The organism is Pseudomonas sp. KK4, from assembly GCF_001984065.1.
Lineage (GTDB): Bacteria > Pseudomonadota > Gammaproteobacteria > Pseudomonadales > Pseudomonadaceae > Aquipseudomonas.
In genome coordinates, this window is the sequence record NZ_LYVP01000070.1 from 1 (window position 1) to 21,036 (window position 21,036).

Here is a 21,036-nt window from a genome sequence, read left to right on the forward strand (position 1 = left end):
ACTCCGCCTTCGCGAGCAAGCCCGCTCCCACAGTGTTTTGTGGTGAGTTCAGGATTCGGGCGAAAAAAAGCCCCGCGACCGAAGGGGGCGCGGGGCAAGGAATTTGGTTGGTTGCGGCCAACCAAAGGAGCTCGGTTAAACCTGGGGGTTACTGGCTGGCGACGGTCTCCGGTTGCCAACCGCCACCCAAGGCTTTGTAGATGGCGACGATGCCGCGATACAGCTCGATCTCGGCCTGGGCCTGGGTGTCTTCGGCGGCCAGGCGTTCGCGCTGGGCGTCGAGCAGGACCAGGAAGTCCGCCGTGCCTTCGCGGTAGCGGATCTCAGCCAGGTTGGCCGCCGACCGGCTGGACTCACTCTGACGGATCAGCGAAATCAACCGCTGTTGGCGCTTGTTGTAGTCGCTAAAGGCGTTTTCCGATTCTTCCAGCGCCAGTAACACTTGCTGCTCATAGGTCGCCAGGGCGCCTTCGGCATCGGCGTCGGCACCACGCAGACGGGCACGCACGCTGCCCAGATCAAACGCCGCCCAGGTGATGCTCGGGCCCAGTGCCCAGGCGTTGGCCGCCGAGGAACCGATCTGCGAGCCGCGCCCGGCCGTCCAGCCCAGGAAGCCGCTGAGGCTGACCCGAGGGAACAGATCCGCCTTGGCCACGCCGATCCGCGCCGTGGCCGACGCCAGTTTGCGTTCAGCGCTGAGGATGTCCGGACGGCGTTGCAGCAGCTCGCCCGGATCACCGATCGGCAAGGCCTTGGCAATCGCCGGCAAGTCTTTGGGGCTCAGGTCCACGGTCAACTTGTCCGGACGCTCGCCCAGCAGGGTGGCGATGCGGTTTTTCTGCCGCACCTGTTCCGCCTGCAATTGCGGCACGCTGGCTTCGACCGAGGCCAGGCGCGCATCGGCACGCTCGACATCGAGCTGATCGCCAACGCCGGCATCACGCAGACTGATGGTGATCTTGCGCGACTCCTGCTGGTTGTTCAGGTTGGCCAGCGCGATCTTTTCCCGCAGTTGCGCGCCGCGCAGTTGCCCGTAGGCATCCACCAGTTCGGCAATCATCGTCACTTGCAGCTGATACAGATCCGCCTCGAAGGCCTGTTGCTCGGCGTTGGCCGATTCCAGGTTGCGCTGGATACGGCCGAACAGGTCCAGCTCCCAGGCCATGTCCAGGCCCAGGTCATAGCGTTCGCTGTTGACCCGGTCAGTGGTCTGGCCAGGGATCTGGCCCTTGCCCAAGTCACTGCTGGCACGGCTGGTGATGGTCGGCATGGCGTCGTTGCTGACGTCGTCGCGGATCGCCCGCGCCGCTTTCCAGCGGGCGAAGGCGACGCGCAGGTCACGGTTGCCCTTGAGCGACTCGGTGACCAACTGGTTGAGGGTCGGGTCTTCGAATTGCTGCCACCACACACCTTCGAAGCGCGAACGGTCGAAGTTCTTCTGGCCGGCGGCACCGTCGGTGGCCGTGGTGATGTTCGCAGGCTCGGTGGCCGGGGTCTTGTAGTCCGGGCCGACGGCACAGGCGCTCAGCGCCAGCACCAGCAGGCTCGGCAGGAAAGCTTTCAAACTCATTGATGCGACTCCACTGGCGAACCGGTTTTCAAAGCCTTGGCCGCTTTGCGCGCTTCACCGCGCTCGACGAAGTTACGAATCAGTACGTAGAACACCGGCGTCAGCAACAGACCGAAGAAGGTCACCCCGAGCATCCCGGAGAACACCGCCACACCCATGGCATGACGCATCTCGGCACCGGCACCGCTGGAGAACACCAGTGGCACCACACCCATGATGAACGCGAAAGAGGTCATCAGGATCGGCCGCAGACGCAGGCGGCACGCTTCCAGTACCGCAGCCAGCGGGCTCAGGCCTTCCTGCTGTTTATCCTTGGCGAACTCGACGATCAGGATCGCGTTCTTACAGGCAAGCCCCACCAGTACGATCAAGCCGATCTGGGTAAAGATGTTGTTGTCGCCACCGGACACGATTACCCCGGTAATGGCCGACAGCAGGGTCATCGGTACGATCAGGATCACCGCCAGTGGCAGGCTCCAGCTTTCGTACTGTGCCGCGAGCACCAGGAACGCCAGCAGTACGCAGAGCGGGAACACGAACAGCGCGGTGTTGCCGGACAGGATCTGCTGGTAGGTCAGGTCGGTCCATTCATAGGTCATGCCGTTCGGAAGTTCTTCCTTGAGCAGTTTCTCGATGGCTTTTTCCGCCTGGCCAGAGCTGTAGCCCGGGGCTGCGGCACCGTTGATTTCCGCGGTGACGAAGCCGTTGTAGTGCGAGACGCGATCGGGGCCCGAGGTGTCGCTGACCTTGATGAAGGTCGCCAGCGGGATCATCTCGCCCTTGTTGTTGCGCACTTTCAACTGCCCGATCTGATCCGATTCCAGACGGAACTGTTGCTCGGCCTGAACGTTGACCTGATAGGTGCGACCGAAGCGGTTGAAGTCGTTGGCATACAGCGAACCCAGGTAGATCTGCAGGGTGTCGAAGATGTCGCTGACGGCCACGCCGTGGGTCTTGGCCTTTTCCCGGTCGATGGCGGCATCGACCTGGGGCACGTTCACGGTGTAGCTGGTGAACAGGTTGGCCAGTTCCGGAACGTTATGGCTCTTGGCGATAACGTTCATGGTTTCCTTGTACAGCTCTTCGTAGCCCAGGTTGCCCCGGTCTTCGATCTGCAGGCGGAAACCGCCGATGGTGCCCAGGCCTTGTACCGGAGGTGGCGGGAAGATCGCCATGTAGGCTTCCTGGATTCCGGCGTACTGGCCGTTCAAGGCACCGGCAATCGCGCCAGCGGACATGCTCGGGTCTTTACGCTCCTCGAAAGGCTTCAAGGTCACGAACACGATGCCGGCGTTCGGGCTGTTGGTGAAACCGTTGATCGACAGGCCCGGGAAGGCCACCGCACTTTCCACGCCAGGTTGTTTCAGGGCCAGGTCGGACATGCGCTTGATCACGTCTTCGGTGCGGTCCAGGCTCGCGGCATCGGGCAACTGCGCGAACGCTACCAGGTACTGCTTGTCCTGGCCGGGCACGAAACCGGTCGGGGTGCTGGAGAAACCGAAGAAAGTCAGGACCATCAGGCCTGCGTACAGCAACAGGGCGATACCGCTGCTGCGGATCACACGGCCGACGGTGCCCACGTAGCCATGGCTGGCCTTTTCAAAGAAGCGGTTGAACGGACGGAACAGCCAGCCACCGAAAATCTTGTCGAGAACCCTCGAGAAACGGTCTTTCGGCGCGTCGTGGCCCTTGAGCAATACCGCGGCCAGTGCCGGCGACAGGGTCAGGGAGTTGAAGGCCGAGATCACCGTCGAAATCGCGATGGTCAAGGCGAACTGCTTGTAGAACTGACCGGTGAGACCGGAGATGAACGCCGCCGGGATGAACACCGCACACAGCACCAGCGCCGTGGCAATGATCGGGCCGGTCACTTCACCCATGGCCTTTTTGGTTGCATCGAAGGGGTTGAGCCCCAGCTCGATGTTTCGCTCGACGTTCTCCACCACCACGATCGCATCGTCCACCACGATACCGATCGCCAATACCAGGCCGAACAGCGACAGGGCGTTGAGCGAGAAGCCGAACAGGTGCATCACCGCAAAGGTACCGATCAAGGATACCGGCACCGCCACCAACGGGATGATCGAAGCGCGCCAGGTCTGCAGGAACAGGATCACCACCAGCACCACGAGGATCAGCGCTTCGAACAGGGTGTGAACCACCGCCTCGATGGAGCCGCGCACGAAGATCGTCGGGTCATAGACGATGCTGTAGTCCATGCCTTGCGGGAAGCCTTTCTTCAGCTCATCCATCTTCGCCCGAACCTGGTTGGAGATGTCGATGGCATTGGAGCCAGGGCGCTGGAAGATCGGGATCGCCACGGCCGGCTGGTTGTTCAGCAACGAACGCAGGGCGTATTGGCTGGAACCCAGTTCAACGCGAGCGATGTCTTTGAGGCGAGTGATTTCACCGTCTTCACCGGAGCGAATGATGATGTTCTCGAACTCTTCCTCGGACACCAGACGGCCCTGAGTGTTGACCGACAACTGAAAGCTTTGGGCATTCGGGGCAGGGGGCGCACCCAGGGCGCCGGCGGCCACCTGACGGTTCTGCTCGCGGATCGCGGTCACCACGTCAGTCGCGGTCAGGTTGCGCGAAGCGGTCTTGTTCGGATCGAGCCACACCCGCAGGGAGTAGTCGCCCATGCCGAACAACTGCACATCACCGACACCGCCCAGACGCGCCAGCTCATCCTTGATGTTGAGCAAGGCATAGTTGGACAGGTAGAGCATGTCGTAGCGTTTGTCCGGCGAGGTCAAGTGCACAACCATGGTCAGGTCGGGCGACGCCTTGTCCACGGTGATACCGATGCGCGTCACTTCTTCTGGAAGTTTCGGCTCGGTCCGGGTCACGCGGTTCTGCACCTGCACCTGCGCGTTGTCCAGGTCGGTGCCCAGGGCGAAGGTGATGGTCAGGGTGATCTTGCCGTCGGCGGTCGACTGCGAGGACATGTACAGCATGTTCTCGACGCCGGTGATGGCCTGCTCCAGGGGAGCGGCCACGGTTTCACCGATGACTTTCGGGTTGGCGCCGGGGAAGTTGGCACGCACCACCACCGTCGGTGGCACCACTTCCGGGTATTCGCTGATCGGCAACTGGAACAGCGAGATGGCGCCGGCGATCAGGATCAGCAGCGATAGCACCGCTGCGAAGATCGGCCGTGAAATGAAGAATTGGGAGAAATTCATCGGAGTCGTTATCCCTTAACCGCGTGGGGTCGCAGCAGCCAGTTTCACAGCCGTGCCCGGCGCGACCTTGGCAGGTGCGACTTGAGGCAGGTTGCTGGCTTCCAGCGCTTGTCGTTGTTGGGCCAGGGCCGCGAGGGTTTGCTCGCTGGCCATCGGGATCACTTCAGGGGTCACCGGCGAGCCGGGGCGCACTCGCTGCAGGCCCTTGACGACGATGGTGTCGTCCTTGTTCAGGCCGCTGCGCACGATACGCAGGCCTTCGATTTTCGGGCCCAACTCGACGGCGCGATAGGCGGCCTTGTTGTCGGCATCCATCACCAGCACGAACTTCTTGCCCAGGTCGGTGCCGACCGCTTCATCGTTGATCAGCATGGCGTTGTAGGTGCCGCTGCCCACCAGTTTCAGGCGTGCATACAGGCCCGGGGTGTAGCTGCCGTCGCTGTTGTCGAACACGGCGCGACCACGGATGGTGCCGGTTTTCGGGTTGACCTGGTTGTCGACGAAGTTCATCTGGCCCAGGTGCGGGTTGCCGTCTTCGTTGGACAGGCCCATGTACACCGGGGTGGTGGCACCGCGTTTGCCCTGGCGAGCGAGTTGGGTGTACTTGAGGAACACACGCTCGTCGGCGTCGAAGTAGGCGTAGACCTTGTCGGTGGAGACCACGCTGGTCAGCGCGGTGGTGTCGGCGGTCACCAGGTTGCCGGCAGTGATTTCGGCACGGCTGACCCGGCCGCTGATCGGGGCGGTGACGCGGGTGAAGCTCAGGTTGAGTTTGGCCAGGTCCAGCTGAGCCTGAAGGGCGCCGACGGCAGCGCGGGCTTCCTGGGCAGCGCTGGTGCGCGAATCGGCCAGTTCCGCGGAAATCGCGTTGCTGGTGCGCAGGCGTTCACCGCGCTGGGCTTCGTTTTCGCTGCGGGTGGCACTGGCGCGGGCCTGGGTCACCAGGGATTCGAGGCGGCGGACCTCGGCCTGGAAAGGACGTGGGTCGATCTGGAACAGCAGGTCGCCTTTCTTGACCAATGCGCCTTCGGTGAAGGCCACTTCGTCGATCTGGCCCGACACCCGTGGACGGATCTCTACGGTTTCCGGCGCTTCAAGGCGCCCGGTGAACTCGTCCCATTCGTTGACTGGCTGCTCCAGCACCTTGGCCACGCTGACCTTGGCGGCTGGCGGGGCGGCGGCGGTAACTGGCGCCTTGCCGCACGCGCTGATCACCACCATGGCCAATAGAGCCAGGGGGAAGCGCAAATGTTTGAATGACTGTTCCATGGATGCATCCGCCAATGTATTGAGATGGGCGAATGATGCTCGGCGGGGGGGTATCTAACGAATCGAATGAGGCGAAGGTAACTATCATTCGGAATGATATAAGACCCTGGGCAGCTCTCTAGCGTGCGCCTTTCATTGGGGCGCAATCAATGGCGCTGAGTGAAATTCAGTTGTTCCACGGCTGCAATAGTCGTGCGCCTGATACGCGAGCGAGCCCCTGTAGGAGCGAGCAGGCTCGCGATGGACGTCAACGATTACACGGGCTGCCTGAATCACCCCACCGCTGGAGCATTGTTAAAACAGATCGCGGGTATAAGTGATGTAAACCCGATTCTCATCAATATCCCGCTGATTGGGCACCGTACTGCGCAACGTCGCATTGCGAAGCGACACACTTAACCCCTTGAACACCGGGCTCTGGAAAGCGTAAGTGAAATGAAGGTTGCGCTCCCATTCATGCTGATCCCCCAGGTCGCTCTTCACATGGTCACCGCGCTGATACGTCATCAGAGTGGTCAGCCCCGGTATGCCAACGGCTGCGAAGTTGAAGCCATATTGCGCCACCCAAGTGTCTTCGCCCGCGTGCTGGAAGCGGGCACCGGTTTGCCGGTCGGTGATCAGGTAGGTCGCTGAGCCATCGCCCTGATTGACGAAGGGAAAGTCGCTGGACCCGCTCAACGACTGGTAGCCAAGGCCAATGGAGTGAGGCCCCACGGTGTAGGTGAACATGCCCGCCAGGGCGCGGTTATCGACCTTGCCATCATTGTGATAACCGGTGCTGCGATAACCCTCCTGCCGGCCGGCCTGACTGCCGTTGCGGCCATCCGGGCTGCTGTCGAAGAAGCGCAGGTCGCTCTTGAGGTTGCCCACCGGCAAGGCCAGGGTGTGCACCATGCCGACAAAATGTTGCTGGTAGAAGTTTTCCAGGCCGCCGTAGTAGTACTGCAACAACAGGTTCGGGTTGAGCTTGTAGTCGATACCGGCGAAGTAGAACTTGTTGCTGCGCTTGCCCGAGGCGCCGCCGGCACCGGAAATCGCCAGGTTTTCATTGTTGGACGAGGTACGGCTTTTGACCTTTTCGACCTTGCCGCCGGTGAGGGTGATGTTGTCGAAATCCTGTGAGGTGACCTGCATGCCCTCGAAGGTTTCCGGCAACAGGCGACCGTCGTTGAGGGTCAGGATGGGCATTCTGGGGCGCAGGGTGCCAAGTTTGGCTTCGGTCTTGGCAAAGCGCACCTTGGCCGTCAGCCCAAGGCTGCTGAAGTCATTGACGGCGCGGCCATCCTTGTCGGTGGGGAAGACGAACCCCGCCTGGTTGGTGCTGTTGGGGTTGTAGTGGGTGCCTTTGCCCGAGTCCAGGCGAATGCCGAGCATGCCCAGGGCATCCAGGCCGAAACCGACCGGTCCCTGGGTAAAACCGGAGGTGTAGTTGAGGATAAAGCCCTGGCCCCATTCTTCCTGCTTCGAAGGCGCGGCCATACCACTGCGATAATCCTGGTTGAAGTAATAGTTGCGCAGTTCCAGGGTGGCTTTGGAGTCTTCGACAAAACCGGCCGCAGATGCGGTCAGGGGCAGTGCGCAAGATAATGCCAACAGGCCCATCAAGTTCAGAGGGTGCCAATGCGCCGAACTTGTACTGCAATGCACAAGATTGGTTTTCATATTCTTTCCGCCATATTTATTTTTATTGGGACGTACGGGTCGGTTGCAGGCAAAGCGTTGCCAACTGCCTCGGTCAGGGCAGGAGGGATGCAGTAGAAGGTTGATGGTTAAGTTGAAAGACGCTGTTTGATGAGGGCGATATTTAGATGGCGGTCTCCGGTACTGATGATGATTCGTTGAATCGAAATTAAGCCCGGCACCGGGCCGGCAGTATCCAGTTTCTGCAGATCGCTATCCTGTTTCCACGAACCGATCAGGGGTTGAGGTTGGAAGTAGGGGAAGGGGTGTATAAGGCGGGACGCAGCCGTTGGGCGGTTTGTGCAATCGGTCGTCGGGCCGGCGCTTGACGCCAGTGGGCTCGAGGTGGAACTTCAGTAACAACGGTGTACCCGGTCGACGAGCAGAGTACTGAGTGATGGTGGAACAGCTACTTTCAAATCAACAAAGCGCAGTGTTCAACCTCGCTGACCCTTATGCGGTGTCGGGTTATGTCAACGAACACCTGGGCAGCCATAGCATTCATCTCTCCCGATCCCAAGCGCTGGTATCGAACTTGTTGCACCGCAAGTTCGCCAATCTGGACTTGTGCCGTATCAGCTATGGCTCCGATGTGCGAGTTACCTCTCCCGCGCTGGAAAACTTTTATCACTTGCAACTGCTGTTGCGCGGGCATTGTCTGTGGCGCAACTACAAGCAGGAGCATTACCTGGGTGCCGGGGAACTGCTGATCATCAATCCCGATGACCGCGTCGACCTCACGGGGTCGGCCGATTGCGAAAAGTTCATCCTGAAAATTCCGACGTCGGTGATGGCGTCGATTTGCCGCGACCAGCGCTGGGGCACCCCTGGCCAGGGCCTGCGATTTGTCGAATCGTGCTATCGGATAAGTGAGCTCGAGGGTTTTTTCGATCTGTTGCGCATGGTGTGCGCCGAGGCTGAGGCATCCGCGTCGATGCCGCGGATCCATGAGCATTACATGCAGATTGTCGCCAGCAAGCTGCTGCTGATGCTGCGCACCAACCTGACTCGCCCGGAACTCAACGCATCCCTGGCCACCTTCGAGCAGATTGCCGAGTACATCCGACAAAACCTCAAGGAGGACCTGTGCGGCGACGAACTGGCACGCCGGGCCCACATGAGCCCGCGCTCGCTGTACGGGTTGTTCGAGCGCACGGTGGGGCTCACGCCCAATCGGTACATCCGGCAGAAAAAACTGGAACGGGTGCATGCGTGTCTCAGTGATCCTACTTGCGGCTATCGCAATATCACTGAGTTGGCGATGGATTACGGTTTTCTGCATTTGGGGCGGTTTTCCGAGATCTACCGCAGGCAGTTTGGTGAATTGCCCACGGAAACCCTGAAGCGCCGGCAGTAAGCCCCGAAGCTGTACCCGATTCACTGTGGGAGCGGGCTTGCTCGCGAAGGCGGCGTGTCAGTCATTGGTGTATTGCCTGACACTCCGCCATCGCTGGCAGGCCAGCTCCCACTTGTGGGTACCACCGCCCGCTGTGGGAGCGAGCCTGCTCGCGATGGACGTTAACGATGACGCTGGCTGTCTGATACCCCACATTTACTCGCAATCTTCCTTCAATCCGTAAAAAACGGATAAAGACCTGCGATCAGCGGATATAGGCTGCGCACCCCCGAACTTACCCTTGAGTTGCCTGAAAACAACAAGAAGAGTGAGTGTCATGCGAAAAATCGACATCAATGAGGTCATCGACCGGGCGCGTTTCAATGCCTTTCATTGGCAAGTGCTGTTCTGGTGTGCGCTGATCATCATCTTCGACGGTTACGACCTGGTGATTTACGGGGTTGTGCTGCCGGCATTGATGAAAGACTGGGGGCTTACCCCGCTGCAGGCGGGTGCCTTGGGCAGTTATGCGCTGTTCGGAGCGATGCTGGGGGCGATTATTTTTGGGTCGCTGTCAGACCGGGTCGGGCGCAAGTGGATCATTGCGGTGTGTGTGATTCTGTTCAGCGGCTTCACGCTGCTCAACGGCCTGGCGCGGGACACCACCGAGTTTGGTCTGTGCCGGTTCATGGCGGGGCTGGGCATCGGCGGCGTGATGCCCAATGTCGTGGCGCTGATGAGTGAATACGCGCCGAAGAAAATCCGCGGCACGCTGGTGGCGATCATGTTCAGCGGCTATTCCGTGGGCGGGATTCTGTCTTCGGGGCTGGGCATCGTCCTGTTGCCGAGTTTCGGCTGGCAGTCGGTGTTTTACGTGGCGGCGATCCCGCTGCTGCTGTTGCCGCTGATCCTGCGTTATCTGCCCGAATCCGTGGGTTTCATGATCCGCCAGGGCCATGAAGCGCAAGCCCGGGCGATCCTGCATCGTGTCGAGCCGACCTTTGTCTCGTTGCCGGGCGATGAATTGATCGCGCCTGTGCTCAAGGCCACCGGCGCGCCGGTTGTTCAGTTGTTCCGTGACGGTCGGGCCATCGGCACGTTGATGTTGTGCCTGGTGTTCTTCTGCTGCCTGCTGATGATCTACGCCCTGAACTCCTGGCTGCCGAAACTGATGATCAGCGCCGGTTACGGCCTGGGGTCGAGCCTGAGCTTTCTGCTGCTGATGAACGTCGGGGCGATTTTCGGGGCTGTCGGTGGCGGCTGGCTGGGGGATCGCCTGGGCTTGCGCAGGGTGCTGATCGTGTTTTTTCTGCTGGCGGCTGCCTCGATCAGCCTGCTGGGTTTCAACAGCCCGACCGCCATGCTCCATGCACTTGTCTTCATCGCCGGCGCCACCACCATCGGCACGCAGATACTCGCGTACTCCTGCGTCGCGGAGTTTTTCCCAATGGGCATCCGTAGCACGGGCCTGGGCTGGATTTCCGGGATCGGTCGCAGCGGCGCCATCAGCGGCCCGATACTCGGTGGCGTGCTGGTCAGCATCCAGTTGCCGCTGCATCTGAACTTCATCGTCTTCGCCATACCCGGCTGCGTGGCTGCGCTGGCCATGTGCTTCGTGCGTCAGCGTAACGGCAGGGCCAAGTCGCAGGCCACGACCCAAACGGTCTGAACCCAAAAAAACGGCGCCACCCTGAACCCCCACCGATGACGTTCAAGCAATGTCGGGACACGTGTTGCCGCGTTTCCACCTCAATGGAGTGTTAATTGATGACTCACCCGATGAAAGACGAGGCCATCACGGCCGCAGCCGAGTTGCCCACGCAGATCTGGCGCTGGGACGCCGTGGATGTGGCGGCGCACATTCGCCTGGGCACGATCTCCAGCCGCGAGGCGCTGAGCAGCAGTTTCGAGCGAACCGACGCGCTCAACCCGCGCCTCAACGCCATTGTCTTTGCCGATCGGGAACGGGCCTGGCTGGCGGCGGACGCGGCGGACAGCCAGGTTCGGCGGGGCGAAAACCTCGGATTGCTGCACGGTGTTCCGGTCACGATCAAGCTCAATGTCGACGTGGAAGGCGAAGCCACCACCAACGGCGTGCCCGCGTTCGCCGAACGCATCGCACCGGGCGACAGCACGGTGGTGAGCAATCTTCGCAAGGCAGGCGCGATCAACGTCGGGCGCACCAACACACCGCCGTTTTCCTTCCGCTGGTTCACTGAAAACCCGTTGCACGGCCGTACGCTCAACCCCTGGAGCGACGCGGTGACATCGGGCGGTTCCAGTGGCGGGGCAGGGGTTTCGGTGGCGGCGGGCATGTGCGCACTGGCCCACGGTACTGATATTGCCGGCTCCATTCGCTATCCGGCGTATGTCAATGGCGTGGCCGGTTTGCGCGCCACGCCCGGGCGGATTCCGGCCTTTCACCCCACCACCGGCCTTCGTTACCTGGGGTTGCAGACCATGTCCGCTCAAGGCCCGCTGGCACGGAGCATGCGCGACCTGCGCCTGGGGTTGTCAGCCATGGCCAGCGCCGATCGCCGCGATCCCATGTGGGTGCCTGCGCAAATGGACTACCCGGATGACCTGGCCGCCGTTCGGGTGGCACTGGTGGATGAGATTGCGGGCAGTTCACTGGCGCCGGCGATCAAGAAGGCCCTGAACGACGCTGCGCACATCCTCGAGGCGGCGGGCTACAGAGTGGAACGTGCGACGCCGCCGGGCATGATCGAAGGCGTGGAAATCTGGCAATCGATTGTCATGACCGAAGCCCGACTGGGGATGTACGCCGGTGTTCGGGCCATGGGCGATGGGACGATCCTGCGCGCCGTGGACAACATGGCGGCGGGGGCGCCGGATATCGACCTGCAAGGCTATGCCCTGGCCATTGCGCGGCGCGATGATCTGCGGCGCAAGTGGAATGAATTCCTGAGCCGTTACCCGTTGATCCTGATGCCGACGTCCTGCCGATTGCCGATGAAGTGGGGTGAGGACCTGGGCACAACCGAGGACATGAAAGGGGTGCTGGTGGATCAGAGCCCGCTGATTACCGTTGCTGCGCTGTGTTTGCCTGGCTTGAACGTACCAACGGGCGTCGTGGATGGACTGCCGGTGGGTGTTCAACTAGTTGCCGATAGTTATCGCGAGCAGCGCCTGTTGGTCGCCGGGGCGATCATTGAGCGTGAGGTGAGGATGCCTGACTTGCATGACCGGATTTGACTGAAGGTGCTCGGTGGGGGATCGCTTGTGAGGCGTGTGTCTGGCGGCAGGGATGTTGAATGTCCCGGCCCCTTCGCGAGCAAGCCCGCTCCCACAATGGATGTCTGTCATGCACAAAATCTGTGCTCACTGCAGACTCAAGGTGGGAGCGGGCTTGCTCGCGAAGAGGCCATCCGGTTCGCTACAACAGCCAGAATCAGGCCAAGCTGTCCGGATCCCCGAAGAACATCTGAATCCGCGACCGCAACCAACGCTCACCCGGGTCATTGTCCTGGGACCCGCGCCACGCCATGTGCAATTCAAAGCTGCGCACCGGCAGGGGTGGGTCTTCAGCGCGCACCCCGCCGGCCGCCGTCAACGCATCGGCGGTATAGTCGGGCACGGTGGCGACGATATCGGTGCCGCTGAGCAGTGTGCTCAGACCGTTGAACTGCGGCACGGCCAGGACCACATGCCGTTTGCGCCCCAGCTTTTCCAGTTCTTCATCTATAAAGCCACTGAGGTCACCGGCAAAAGACACCAGTGCATGGGGCCGTGCGCAGAAGTCATCGAGGCTCAAGGCCCCGGGAACGCTGTCGGCGCGCAGCAGCTTGGGCGAGCTGCGGCGCAGCACTTTGCGCTTGGCGTTGGCCGGCAGATCGGTGGTGTAGCTGACACCGATGGAAATCTCCCCCGACGCGAGCAGGCCCGGCATCAGGATGTAGTTGACCCGCCGCACCACCAGCACGATCCCCGGCGACTCGGCGCGCAGGCGCTTGAGCAGCATGGGCAGCAGGGCGAACTCCACGTCATCGGACAGGCCGATCCGGAACACCGCATTACTGGTGGCCGGGTCGAAGTCCGCCGCCCGGCTCACGGCGGTGGAAATCGAATCCAGCGCCGGAGACAGCAGGGCGAAGATTTCCACGGCCCGCGCCGAGGGCTCCATGCTGCGGCCAGTGCGGACGAACAGGGGATCATCGAACAGTCCGCGCAGGCGTGATAGCGCCGCGCTGATGGCAGGTTGGCCGAGGAACAGCTTCTCTGCAGCACGGGTGACACTGCGTTCGTGCATCAGGGTTTCGAATACGATTAACAGGTTCAGGTCGACACGACGCAGGTCATTACGATTCATCTGGAGTCCTGGCAGGGTCAGCAAACTTGACGTGAGCGGCCATATGAGAACAATGGCCAGCAGGAATATTACGGGCAAAGGCTGGTACTCTGCACCGAGTAATTGAACTTTTCCTACAAACACAGCTTCGATTTCTTACGACACTGCAGAATGTTGCCGCTAACGCGGAATCAATGACAGGCATGTCGACTATTAATAGTCACTGATAGTGTTGGGTTCAAAGCCCAGCTAGAGTTCAGGGCATTAGAGGTTTCTTTGGCGAGGTTTGCGATGTCCCGCACGATCCGTTTTCACAAGTTTGGTCCAGCCGAGGTGCTCAAATGCGAAGAGCATGCGGCGGCTCTGCCTGCTCCGGGCGAAGTGCAGGTGCGCGTCGAAGCCATTGGCATCAGCTGGTACGACATTCTCTGGCGTCAGAACCTGGCGTCCTCCCATGCCCGTCTGCCTTCAGGCCTGGGCCATGAAATGGCCGGTGTCGTCACCGCGGTCGGTGATGGGGTCGATGACCTGTCGGTCGGTGACAAGGTGGCCAGCTTCCCGGCTGAAAGCCCGAACGACTACCCGGTCTATGGCGAGCAGATCATTCTGCCGCGCTCGGCGCTGACCCGTTACCCGGATGTGCTGACGCCGGTTCAGGCCGCCGTGCATTACACGCCACTGCTGATCGCCTATTTCGCCTACATCGATCTGGCGCGGGTCAAACCCGGGCAATTTGCCCTGGTCACCGATGCCAGCCACTGCTCCGGACCTTCGTTCGTACAATTGGGCAAGGCACTGGGCGTGCGGGTGATTGCCGCGACCAAGTCGGCGGACGAGCGTGAATACCTGTTGTCTCTGGGTGCCGAGAAAGTCATCGTCACCGAGGAAGAAGACCTGCTGATGCGGGTCAACAAGATCACCGAAAACCGCGGCGTGGACGTGGTGTTCGATGGCCTGGGCGGCCCGCAGATGTCACTGCTGGGCGACGTGCTGGCGCCACGGGGCAGCCTGGTGTTGTACGGCCTGCAAGGCGGCAACCAGACACCGTTTCCGGCCTGTGCGGCGTTCCAGAAGAACATTCAGTTCTTCGTTCACTGCATCGGTAACTTCACCGGCAAGCCGGAGCTGGGCATCATCCAGGATCAGGTCGCATTGCAACGGGCTTTGCGTGACATCAACCAACTGACCGCCGACCGCGTTCTGTTGCCGCTCCAGACTCGGGTCTTCCCGTTCTCGGAGTTCGTCGAAGCGCATCGCTACATGGGCGAATGCCCTTGCCGCGAAAGGGTTGCCCTGCAGGTCGAACCGGCCTGATCCCCGCCCCCTCGAAAGTCCGTGCACCGCACGGACTTTTTGTTTGTGCAGTGCGCACAAAGAGACGCCCATTGGCCTTGTCGATGGGACGGTTCAGCAACTGAACTGGTTTTTGCTCTCGATCTGTAGCTTCTAATCAGCAACTAAGCACTGATAATTGAATGATTACTTTCATCTCAAGGAATGAGTCATGGTTGGGTATCAACTTGATACTTTTCAATGCTCCGCGCGGCTGTCTATTCAGAAAAAAGCGCTCTCTTACGTCGTGGCAGAACATTCGTCTGCAACTTCTTTCCTTATTTCCTGTATTCAATGTCCGTGGGACTCTGTAAGACGTTTCCTAGGACGTTGCCTGCAAACGCCAAAATCCTTTAAACCCATGGCCTTACCGCGCCCGGCCAGTGCCAAGGGTGCTCAAAGGTGCGCACCCCCGCCAATGTTGACCTGAAAACTTAAGTGTTAGCATCCGGCAATAAAACCCGATCTTCAATTCATCTTCCGGCCATTCCCTGCGCCGTGCGTGCAGTTGTTTGTGCAGTAACGAACTTACGAGTATCAGGTAAATAACGATGACCAGTATCCATGACCAAGCCATGAAGTATGTCTATCACCAAGTATTGCAGCGATTGTTGGGTTTCTTTTCCCGTGCCGAGCGCACGGCACTGCAGTTGCTCATTCAGCGCCTTGGGGTTGCCGCCGGGGGCATGGAAAGGATTGGCGAATTCAAGGTACTGGCGATCCAGTCCGGTTCCCGTGACAGTTGCTACACCCTGGCGCTGCTGCGCGCCGCGCAATTGACGATTGCGACTCGCGCCCCGGCGACGTTCCGTCTGCGTGTGGCGACCTTGCGATTGAACGCCAGCGATCCGACGGCACTGGAAAACGTCCATCGCAGTTTCAATGCACTGTTTCTCTACGACGACCCACGGGTGGAAGTGCTGATGGTCGACAACCGTCAGGTGCTGCCGTTCGATCACCGGGCCCAGATGAGCCCGGCCGGGTGTGAAACCAATCGGACCAACCTGTTGATGCTGGGGCATCGCCGGCATTGGGATGGATTGGAGCTTTGGGATGACGGCTACCTGGCCACCGGCGAGTTCTACGGGCAGATTTCCCGCTGGAACCACGGCGTCGACGCGTTGATCACCTGCCAATCGCCGCGTCAGCAGAAGCTGTTCATGGAAGGGCTGCGCCGTGCCGCTGCCAAGGCCGAACTGTACGTCTCCAGGCACCGTGAGTACGACAACACCGCACTTTTCCCGCTGCTGGACGAACTGGGCGCCCAGGGTTATCAGCGCTTCTACAGCGAGGGCAGTCAGCCGCTATGGCGCCCGGCCGAGCAGTTCGAGACCTGCCGCCGTGCAGCGCTGATCGACATTCACGACATGCTGGTGCGTGGCAGGGACGAGCGCTGGCCGTTGCTCACCGAGTTCCTGGGCTTTCATGCCGATGATTTGTCGGTGCAGCTGCGAGACAACGAATACGTGAATCTGATGGTGTCGGCCCACGTGCGCGGCCTGCAGGCCTGTTTTGTGCAGAACCGCACCTATGAGGCCGGTATCGGCGAATTCCTGCAAAAATCCCTGATCATGATGCGCCGCAAACAACTGCCGGAGCGTCTGTGCGAGCAAGCCGTGGAGGCCTTCGGCAATCCGTTGACCCTCACCGAACTGCGGGCCCGGGCCTCGGCCGAGATGCATCGCAGCCTTGGCCTGAACGAGGCACAAATGGTGTGCCTGCTATTCGCGCCGTTTACCGACAAGGCGGCGATGCTCGAGCCCTTTTTGCGTCATTGCCATCCGGGCATGCTGGTGGCGATGCCGGATTTGCACCGGGCGATGCAGGGGCACCCGGTGGCCGACCAGATCATGCAATGGCTGGTGGACGTCAGCGGGCTGCCGGTGAGCCTGCTTACCAAGCTCTACCGCAAGGTGCCCAAGCCGATCACCGTGGCCAGGAGCGTTGAGTCGGCGAGCGGCGATCAGGACAGGGAAGGGGACGACGACACTTCGCTGGAACGGTCAGCGGGTCGTTGACAGTGTGTGTTTGGACAGTCGCCCCGACGCCATGTCATCCGTGGCGCCCCACCCATGGCCTGACCCCATGAAAGGCCCCCGTGAAACCGATTTCGCCTACCAGGCGGTGTACCGTTACTTGACCTGCGTCATCGGCGAAAGCGCCGGCCAGGCCCACGTGCGCCTGCCGTCGCTGCGCCATCTGGCAGAACGCCTTAACGTATCGATCTCGACCATTCAATACGCCTATTCGCTGCTGGAGAAAGAAGGGCGGGTGTATTCGGTGGCCAAGTCGGGTTATTACGCGCTGCCGGCCCCGCCCATCAGCACTCTGTACGACGGCAATGACCTGCTCGAAAGCCTGTACGTCAACGCTCGACGCCCCGGCATGCTGGTGCTCAGCAGTGACGAGCCGGCGCTGCTGCAACCCATCGACAGCCCCCTGCTGCTGCAAGAGCGCGAGCTGTTGCGCCAGTACCCCCGCCAGCCACAGCCCAATTCGCAACCCTGTGGCGAACTGGAGCTGCGCATGGCCCTGGCGGCGCGCTACACCACATCGCCGGTGCGCTGCTGGCACGCCGATGACGTGTACATAGGGGCGGATTTGCGCGGGGTGCTGGAAATCCTGATTGCGGTGTTGTGCCTGAAGGACGCCACCGTGGTCATCGAGTCGCCTTGCGACTGGGTGATCCTGCGCCTGTTTCAGGCTGCGGGTGTGCGGGTGATCGAGTGGCCACTGCGCGCCGATGGCGGGCTGCATCATGAGCGGCTCAGGCAACTGCTGGAAACCGAATCGGTGCGCCTGGTGATGCTGTCGTCCGGCTTGAATCTGCCCAGCGGCAGCCAGCCGCCGAATGACGATCGCCAGGCCGTGGCGCAATTGCTGGACCGTCATGACTGTTGGGTGCTGGAAAATGACTGTTACGGCGAACTTGGCTTCGAAGCTTCTGCCCCGCGTTTTCGCGATCTGCTCGCGCCGCAGCGGCTGATGATTTTTTCCACCTTCGAGAAAATCATCGGGCCCGAGGCGCCCTTCGGTTACCTGCTGTCGCGCCATCTGAGCGGCGAATGGCAGCGGCATTTCCTGATGCGCGCCTTTCGCCTGTCATCGATTCGCCAAAAAGCCATTGCCCGTCTGTACAGCAACGGTCGCATCGATCAGCACCTGCAATTGCTGCGGCGCCGGCTGCGCGACAGCAAGGAGCAGATGAGCCAATTGCTGTCCGAACGCATGGGCGAAACCTTGCAGTTCATCGAACCGCAAGGGGGCGCAACGGTGTGGCTGCGCTCGTTGCGGCGAGTGGACATGCGTCGGGTGTTCCAGAATCTGCTCAAGCATCAGGTGGTGATCGCACCGGGTGAGCTGTTCAGCCTGCAGGGCCTGTACGGGCAGCATTTGCGCCTCAGCCACAGCTTCGGCAGTGACCAGGACCTTGCCAGTGCCCTGGGCTTGCTGGGCGACGCTTTGCGTCAGGCGTCGATCGACTGAAGGGCAGGCTGAAGATTTATAACAGGGCGCGGGGCCGACGCCGGGATCGATAACGTCGCGCCGCGGTCAAACTGCCAGTAAACTGCGATCCATCTCCTGAACCACTCTATTCCAGAGGTTTTGCATGACACTCAGTCCTTTTGCGGGTAAACCGGCACCGGCAGAATTGTTGGTCGACATCCCGCGACTGGTTACGGCGTATTACACCGGCCAGCCTGATGCCGCCATCTCGACCCAGCGCGTGGCGTTCGGCACGTCCGGGCACCGAGGCAGTTCCTTCGACCTGAGTTTCAACGAGTGGCATGTACTGGCAATCAGTCAGGCGATCTGCCTGTACCGGCAAGCCCAGGGCATCGATGGTCCGCTGTTCGTCGGCATCGACACCCACGCGCTGTCCACTCCGGCTGGCGCAAGCGCCCTGGAAGTGTTGGCCGCCAACGGCGTGACCGTGATGATTGCCGAAGGGGACGAATACACCCCGACGCCGGCCATTTCCCACGCCATCCTGTGCTACAACCGCGGCCGCACCTCGGGCCTGGCGGACGGCATCGTCATTACGCCGTCGCACAACCCGCCGCAAAGCGGTGGCTACAAATACAACCCTACCAACGGCGGCCCGGCCGATACCCACATCACCAAGTGGATCGAAGCCAAGGCCAACGAGCTGCTGAGCAACAAGCTCGCCGGCGTCAAGCGCATCAACTACGAACAGGCCCTGAAGGCCAGCACCACCCATCGTCACGATTACGTGAACACCTACGTCGCCGACCTGATCAACGTCATCGACTTCGACGCGATCCGCGACGCCAAGCTGCACCTGGGCGTCGATCCACTGGGCGGTGCCGGGGTGCGTTACTGGTCGGCGATCGCCGAGCACTATCGCCTGGACCTGGAGGTGGTGAACAAAGAGGTGGATGCGACCTTCCGCTTCATGACCGTCGACTGGGATGGCCAGATCCGCATGGACCCATCGTCGACCTACGCCATGCAAGGCCTGATCGGCCTCAAAGAGCGCTTCGACGTGGCCTTTGCCTGCGACCCGGACCACGACCGACACGGCATCGTCACTCCGTCCGGCGGCCTGCTGGCGCCGAATAACTACCTGGCAGTGTCCATCGATTACCTGTTCCAGAACCGCCCGCAGTGGCGCGCCGATGCCGCCGTAGGCAAGACCGTGGTCAGCAGCGGCCTGATCGATCGCGTGGCCAAGCGCCTGGGCCGTCGCCTGTACGAAGTGCCGGTGGGCTTCAAATGGTTTGCCGATGGCCTGTTCGACGGTTCCCTGGGCTTTGGCGGCGAAGAAAGCGCCGGCGCCTCGTTCCTGCGCAAGGATGGCGGCGTCTGGAGCACCGACAAGGACGGTTTGATCCCGGCCTTGCTGGCGGCGGAAATGACGGCGCGTACCGGTCGCGACCCAAGCCAGGCTTATCGCGCCCTGACCGATGAGCTGGGCGAGCCGTTCTCGGTGCGGGTCGATGCCAAGGCCAACCCGCAGCAGAAAGCGCTGCTGAGCAAACTGTCACCGGATCAGGTCACCTCGACGGAACTGGCCGGGGAAGCGATCCAGAGCATCCTCAGCCATGCGCCGGGTAACGATCAGGCCATTGGCGGCCTGAAAGTCATGACCGAAAACGGCTGGTTCGCGGCGCGTCCGTCGGGCACCGAGGATATCTACAAGATTTATGCGGAAAGCTTCATTGGCGATGAGCATTTGAAGCAGTTGGTGGCAGAGGCGCAGACGTTGGTGGATGGCGCGATTTCTGCGAAATAGTACAGATCTCCCGTGGCGAGGGAGCTTGCTCCCGCTGGGTTGCGAAGCGACCCGAATTTCAGCCAATGCGGTGTTTCTGATGCAACGCGTTTGGAGATTTTTGCGACTGCTTCGCAGCCGAACGGGAGCAAGCTCCCTCGCCACGAAAGCTGTTCCACATAGAAAAAAAGGGGCGACCAGTGGTCGCCCCTTTTTTTTGTCCGGCATTTACTGCATCAAGCCAAATCCACCAGCACGATCTCGCTGTCTTCAATCGCGGTCACGCGCAACACCTGCTCATCGGCCACCGCAACACCGTCTCGAGCTTGTGCACGCACGCCATTGACCTCAATCACACCGGTAGCCGGCACCAGGTAAGCGCGACGACCGCTGTCCAGCCGGTATTCAGCACTTTCGCCCGCCTTGAGGTTCGCCGCCACCAACCGCGCATCGGCACGGATGCGCAGGCTCTGGTCGTCGCCGGCCTTGCCGCTGGCCAAGGTCACGAAGCCTTCACGCTGACCTTTGGGGAAAGGCTTGGCGCCCCAGGACGGTGCCAGGCCGGATTCGTTGGGGATGATCCAGATCTGGAAGATCTTGGTCGGCGCCGCTTCCAGGTTGTATTCGCTGTGGGCGATACCGGTGCCGGCGCTCATGACCTGAACGTCACCCGCTTCGGTGCGACCCTTGTTGCCCAGGTTGTCCTGGTGGGTGATGGCACCTTCACGCACATAGGTGATGATTTCCATGTCCCGGTGCGGGTGCTGCGGGAAACCCGTGCCCGGGGCAATCACATCGTCGTTCCAGACCCGCAGGTTGCCCCAGTTCATGCGCTTGGGGTCGTAGTACTCGGCGAACGAAAAATGATGGTGGGCATCCAACCAGCCGTGGTTTGCGCCGCCAAGCGAGTTGAAGGGTCTGAGTTCAAGCATGATCGTCTCCTGAAAAAGGTTCGTCATGGGGCTGAGCGCCTGGGCCACGAAGAGACCGGTGGTTGATGACGGGCATCATCCGACAGGCACGGATCGATAAAAAGCGTAAAAAATGCCTCATAACCATCGAATAAGTTGATGTGAATAAAGCTGAAAAATGTCTCATCCAGCTTTCAAATCCGCG

General features: G+C 61.0%; 13 protein-coding genes. 7 read left to right on the forward strand and 6 right to left on the reverse strand.

All coding sequences use genetic code 11. The features are described from left to right. Positions 1–148: 148 nt before the first annotated feature. The 4 genes from B0W55_RS20440 to B0W55_RS20455 form a co-directional block, all read right to left on the reverse strand. Positions 149–1,570: an efflux transporter outer membrane subunit gene (locus B0W55_RS20440; RefSeq protein WP_077047730.1), complete on the reverse strand. Its 1,422-nt coding sequence runs from the start codon at positions 1,568–1,570 to the stop codon at positions 149–151. Next, positions 1,567–4,758, reverse strand: a complete 3,192-nt coding sequence (locus tag B0W55_RS20445; RefSeq protein ID WP_077047731.1) for an efflux RND transporter permease subunit — start codon at positions 4,756–4,758, stop codon at positions 1,567–1,569. The genes B0W55_RS20440 and B0W55_RS20445 overlap by 4 nt, the downstream gene beginning before the upstream one ends. Before the next feature lie 15 nt (positions 4,759–4,773). Beyond that, the gene (gene mexE, locus B0W55_RS20450) at positions 4,774–6,027 is read right to left on the reverse strand and encodes a multidrug efflux RND transporter periplasmic adaptor subunit MexE (RefSeq protein ID WP_077047732.1); all 1,254 of its coding nucleotides are present in this window, start codon (positions 6,025–6,027) and stop codon (positions 4,774–4,776) included. A gap of 294 nt (positions 6,028–6,321) precedes the next feature. Further along, positions 6,322–7,689, reverse strand: a complete 1,368-nt coding sequence (locus tag B0W55_RS20455; protein WP_371807283.1) for an OprD family porin — start codon at positions 7,687–7,689, stop codon at positions 6,322–6,324. A 415-nt stretch (positions 7,690–8,104) separates the two neighbouring features. Here B0W55_RS20455 and B0W55_RS20460 point away from each other — a divergent pair, with 415 nt between their 5' ends. The 3 genes from B0W55_RS20460 to B0W55_RS20470 all read left to right on the forward strand — a co-directional run bounded on the left by B0W55_RS20460 (position 8,105) and on the right by B0W55_RS20470 (position 12,259). After that, a complete protein-coding gene (locus B0W55_RS20460) occupies positions 8,105–9,064 on the forward strand; it encodes an AraC family transcriptional regulator (RefSeq protein WP_371807284.1) in 960 nt (319 codons plus the stop codon). A 316-nt stretch (positions 9,065–9,380) separates the two neighbouring features. Then, a complete protein-coding gene (locus tag B0W55_RS20465; protein ID WP_077047735.1) occupies positions 9,381–10,712 on the forward strand; it encodes an MFS transporter in 1,332 nt (443 codons plus the stop codon). 98 nt (positions 10,713–10,810) lie between these two features. After that, positions 10,811–12,259 (forward strand): amidase, encoded by a 1,449-nt coding sequence (locus tag B0W55_RS20470; protein WP_175645532.1) that lies wholly within the window; start codon positions 10,811–10,813, stop codon positions 12,257–12,259. Positions 12,260–12,455: 196 nt separating this feature from the next. On the opposite strand, the gene B0W55_RS20475 is transcribed toward B0W55_RS20470, so the two are convergent. Further along, on the reverse strand, positions 12,456–13,373 hold the full coding sequence (locus B0W55_RS20475) for a LysR family transcriptional regulator (RefSeq protein WP_077047737.1): 918 nt from the start codon (positions 13,371–13,373) through the stop codon (positions 12,456–12,458). Between the two features lie 270 nt (positions 13,374–13,643). On the opposite strand from B0W55_RS20475, the gene B0W55_RS20480 reads away from it, so the two are divergent. From B0W55_RS20480 to pgm, 4 genes are all read left to right on the forward strand, one after another. Then, complete coding sequence (locus B0W55_RS20480; protein ID WP_077047738.1) at positions 13,644–14,666, forward strand: zinc-dependent alcohol dehydrogenase family protein; 1,023 nt, start codon at positions 13,644–13,646, stop codon at positions 14,664–14,666. A 569-nt stretch (positions 14,667–15,235) separates the two neighbouring features. Next, positions 15,236–16,702, forward strand: coding sequence for a hypothetical protein (locus tag B0W55_RS20485; protein WP_077047739.1), 1,467 nt, complete (start codon positions 15,236–15,238; stop codon positions 16,700–16,702). 67 nt (positions 16,703–16,769) lie between these two features. Beyond that, complete coding sequence (locus tag B0W55_RS20490) at positions 16,770–18,170, forward strand: PLP-dependent aminotransferase family protein (protein WP_077047740.1); 1,401 nt, start codon at positions 16,770–16,772, stop codon at positions 18,168–18,170. Positions 18,171–18,294: 124 nt separating this feature from the next. Further along, a complete protein-coding gene (pgm, locus tag B0W55_RS20495; RefSeq protein WP_077047741.1) occupies positions 18,295–19,941 on the forward strand; it encodes a phosphoglucomutase (alpha-D-glucose-1,6-bisphosphate-dependent) in 1,647 nt (548 codons plus the stop codon). Between the two features lie 215 nt (positions 19,942–20,156). Here the strand turns inward: pgm and B0W55_RS20500 are convergent, their stop codons facing one another. After that, positions 20,157–20,852: a pirin family protein gene (locus tag B0W55_RS20500; RefSeq protein ID WP_077047742.1), complete on the reverse strand. Its 696-nt coding sequence runs from the start codon at positions 20,850–20,852 to the stop codon at positions 20,157–20,159. Positions 20,853–21,036 lie beyond the last annotated feature (184 nt).

Bases quoted from the DNA above. Each gene is read 5' to 3' on its own strand.
- B0W55_RS20440 (WP_077047730.1), bottom strand. From the start codon at position 1,570: ATGAGTTTGAAAGCTTTCCTGCCGAGCCTGCTGGTGCTGGCGCTGAGC.
- B0W55_RS20445 (WP_077047731.1), bottom strand. From the start codon at position 4,758: ATGAATTTCTCCCAATTCTTCATTTCACGGCCGATCTTCGCAGCGGTG.
- mexE (WP_077047732.1), bottom strand. From the start codon at position 6,027: ATGGAACAGTCATTCAAACATTTGCGCTTCCCCCTGGCTCTATTGGCC.
- B0W55_RS20455 (WP_371807283.1), bottom strand. From the start codon at position 7,689: ATGAAAACCAATCTTGTGCATTGCAGTACAAGTTCGGCGCATTGGCAC.
- B0W55_RS20460 (WP_371807284.1), top strand. From the start codon at position 8,105: ATGGTGGAACAGCTACTTTCAAATCAACAAAGCGCAGTGTTCAACCTC.
- B0W55_RS20465 (WP_077047735.1), top strand. From the start codon at position 9,381: ATGCGAAAAATCGACATCAATGAGGTCATCGACCGGGCGCGTTTCAAT.
- B0W55_RS20470 (WP_175645532.1), top strand. From the start codon at position 10,811: ATGACTCACCCGATGAAAGACGAGGCCATCACGGCCGCAGCCGAGTTG.
- B0W55_RS20475 (WP_077047737.1), bottom strand. From the start codon at position 13,373: ATGAATCGTAATGACCTGCGTCGTGTCGACCTGAACCTGTTAATCGTA.
- B0W55_RS20480 (WP_077047738.1), top strand. From the start codon at position 13,644: ATGTCCCGCACGATCCGTTTTCACAAGTTTGGTCCAGCCGAGGTGCTC.
- B0W55_RS20485 (WP_077047739.1), top strand. From the start codon at position 15,236: ATGACCAGTATCCATGACCAAGCCATGAAGTATGTCTATCACCAAGTA.
- B0W55_RS20490 (WP_077047740.1), top strand. From the start codon at position 16,770: ATGAAAGGCCCCCGTGAAACCGATTTCGCCTACCAGGCGGTGTACCGT.
- pgm (WP_077047741.1), top strand. From the start codon at position 18,295: ATGACACTCAGTCCTTTTGCGGGTAAACCGGCACCGGCAGAATTGTTG.
- B0W55_RS20500 (WP_077047742.1), bottom strand. From the start codon at position 20,852: ATGCTTGAACTCAGACCCTTCAACTCGCTTGGCGGCGCAAACCACGGC.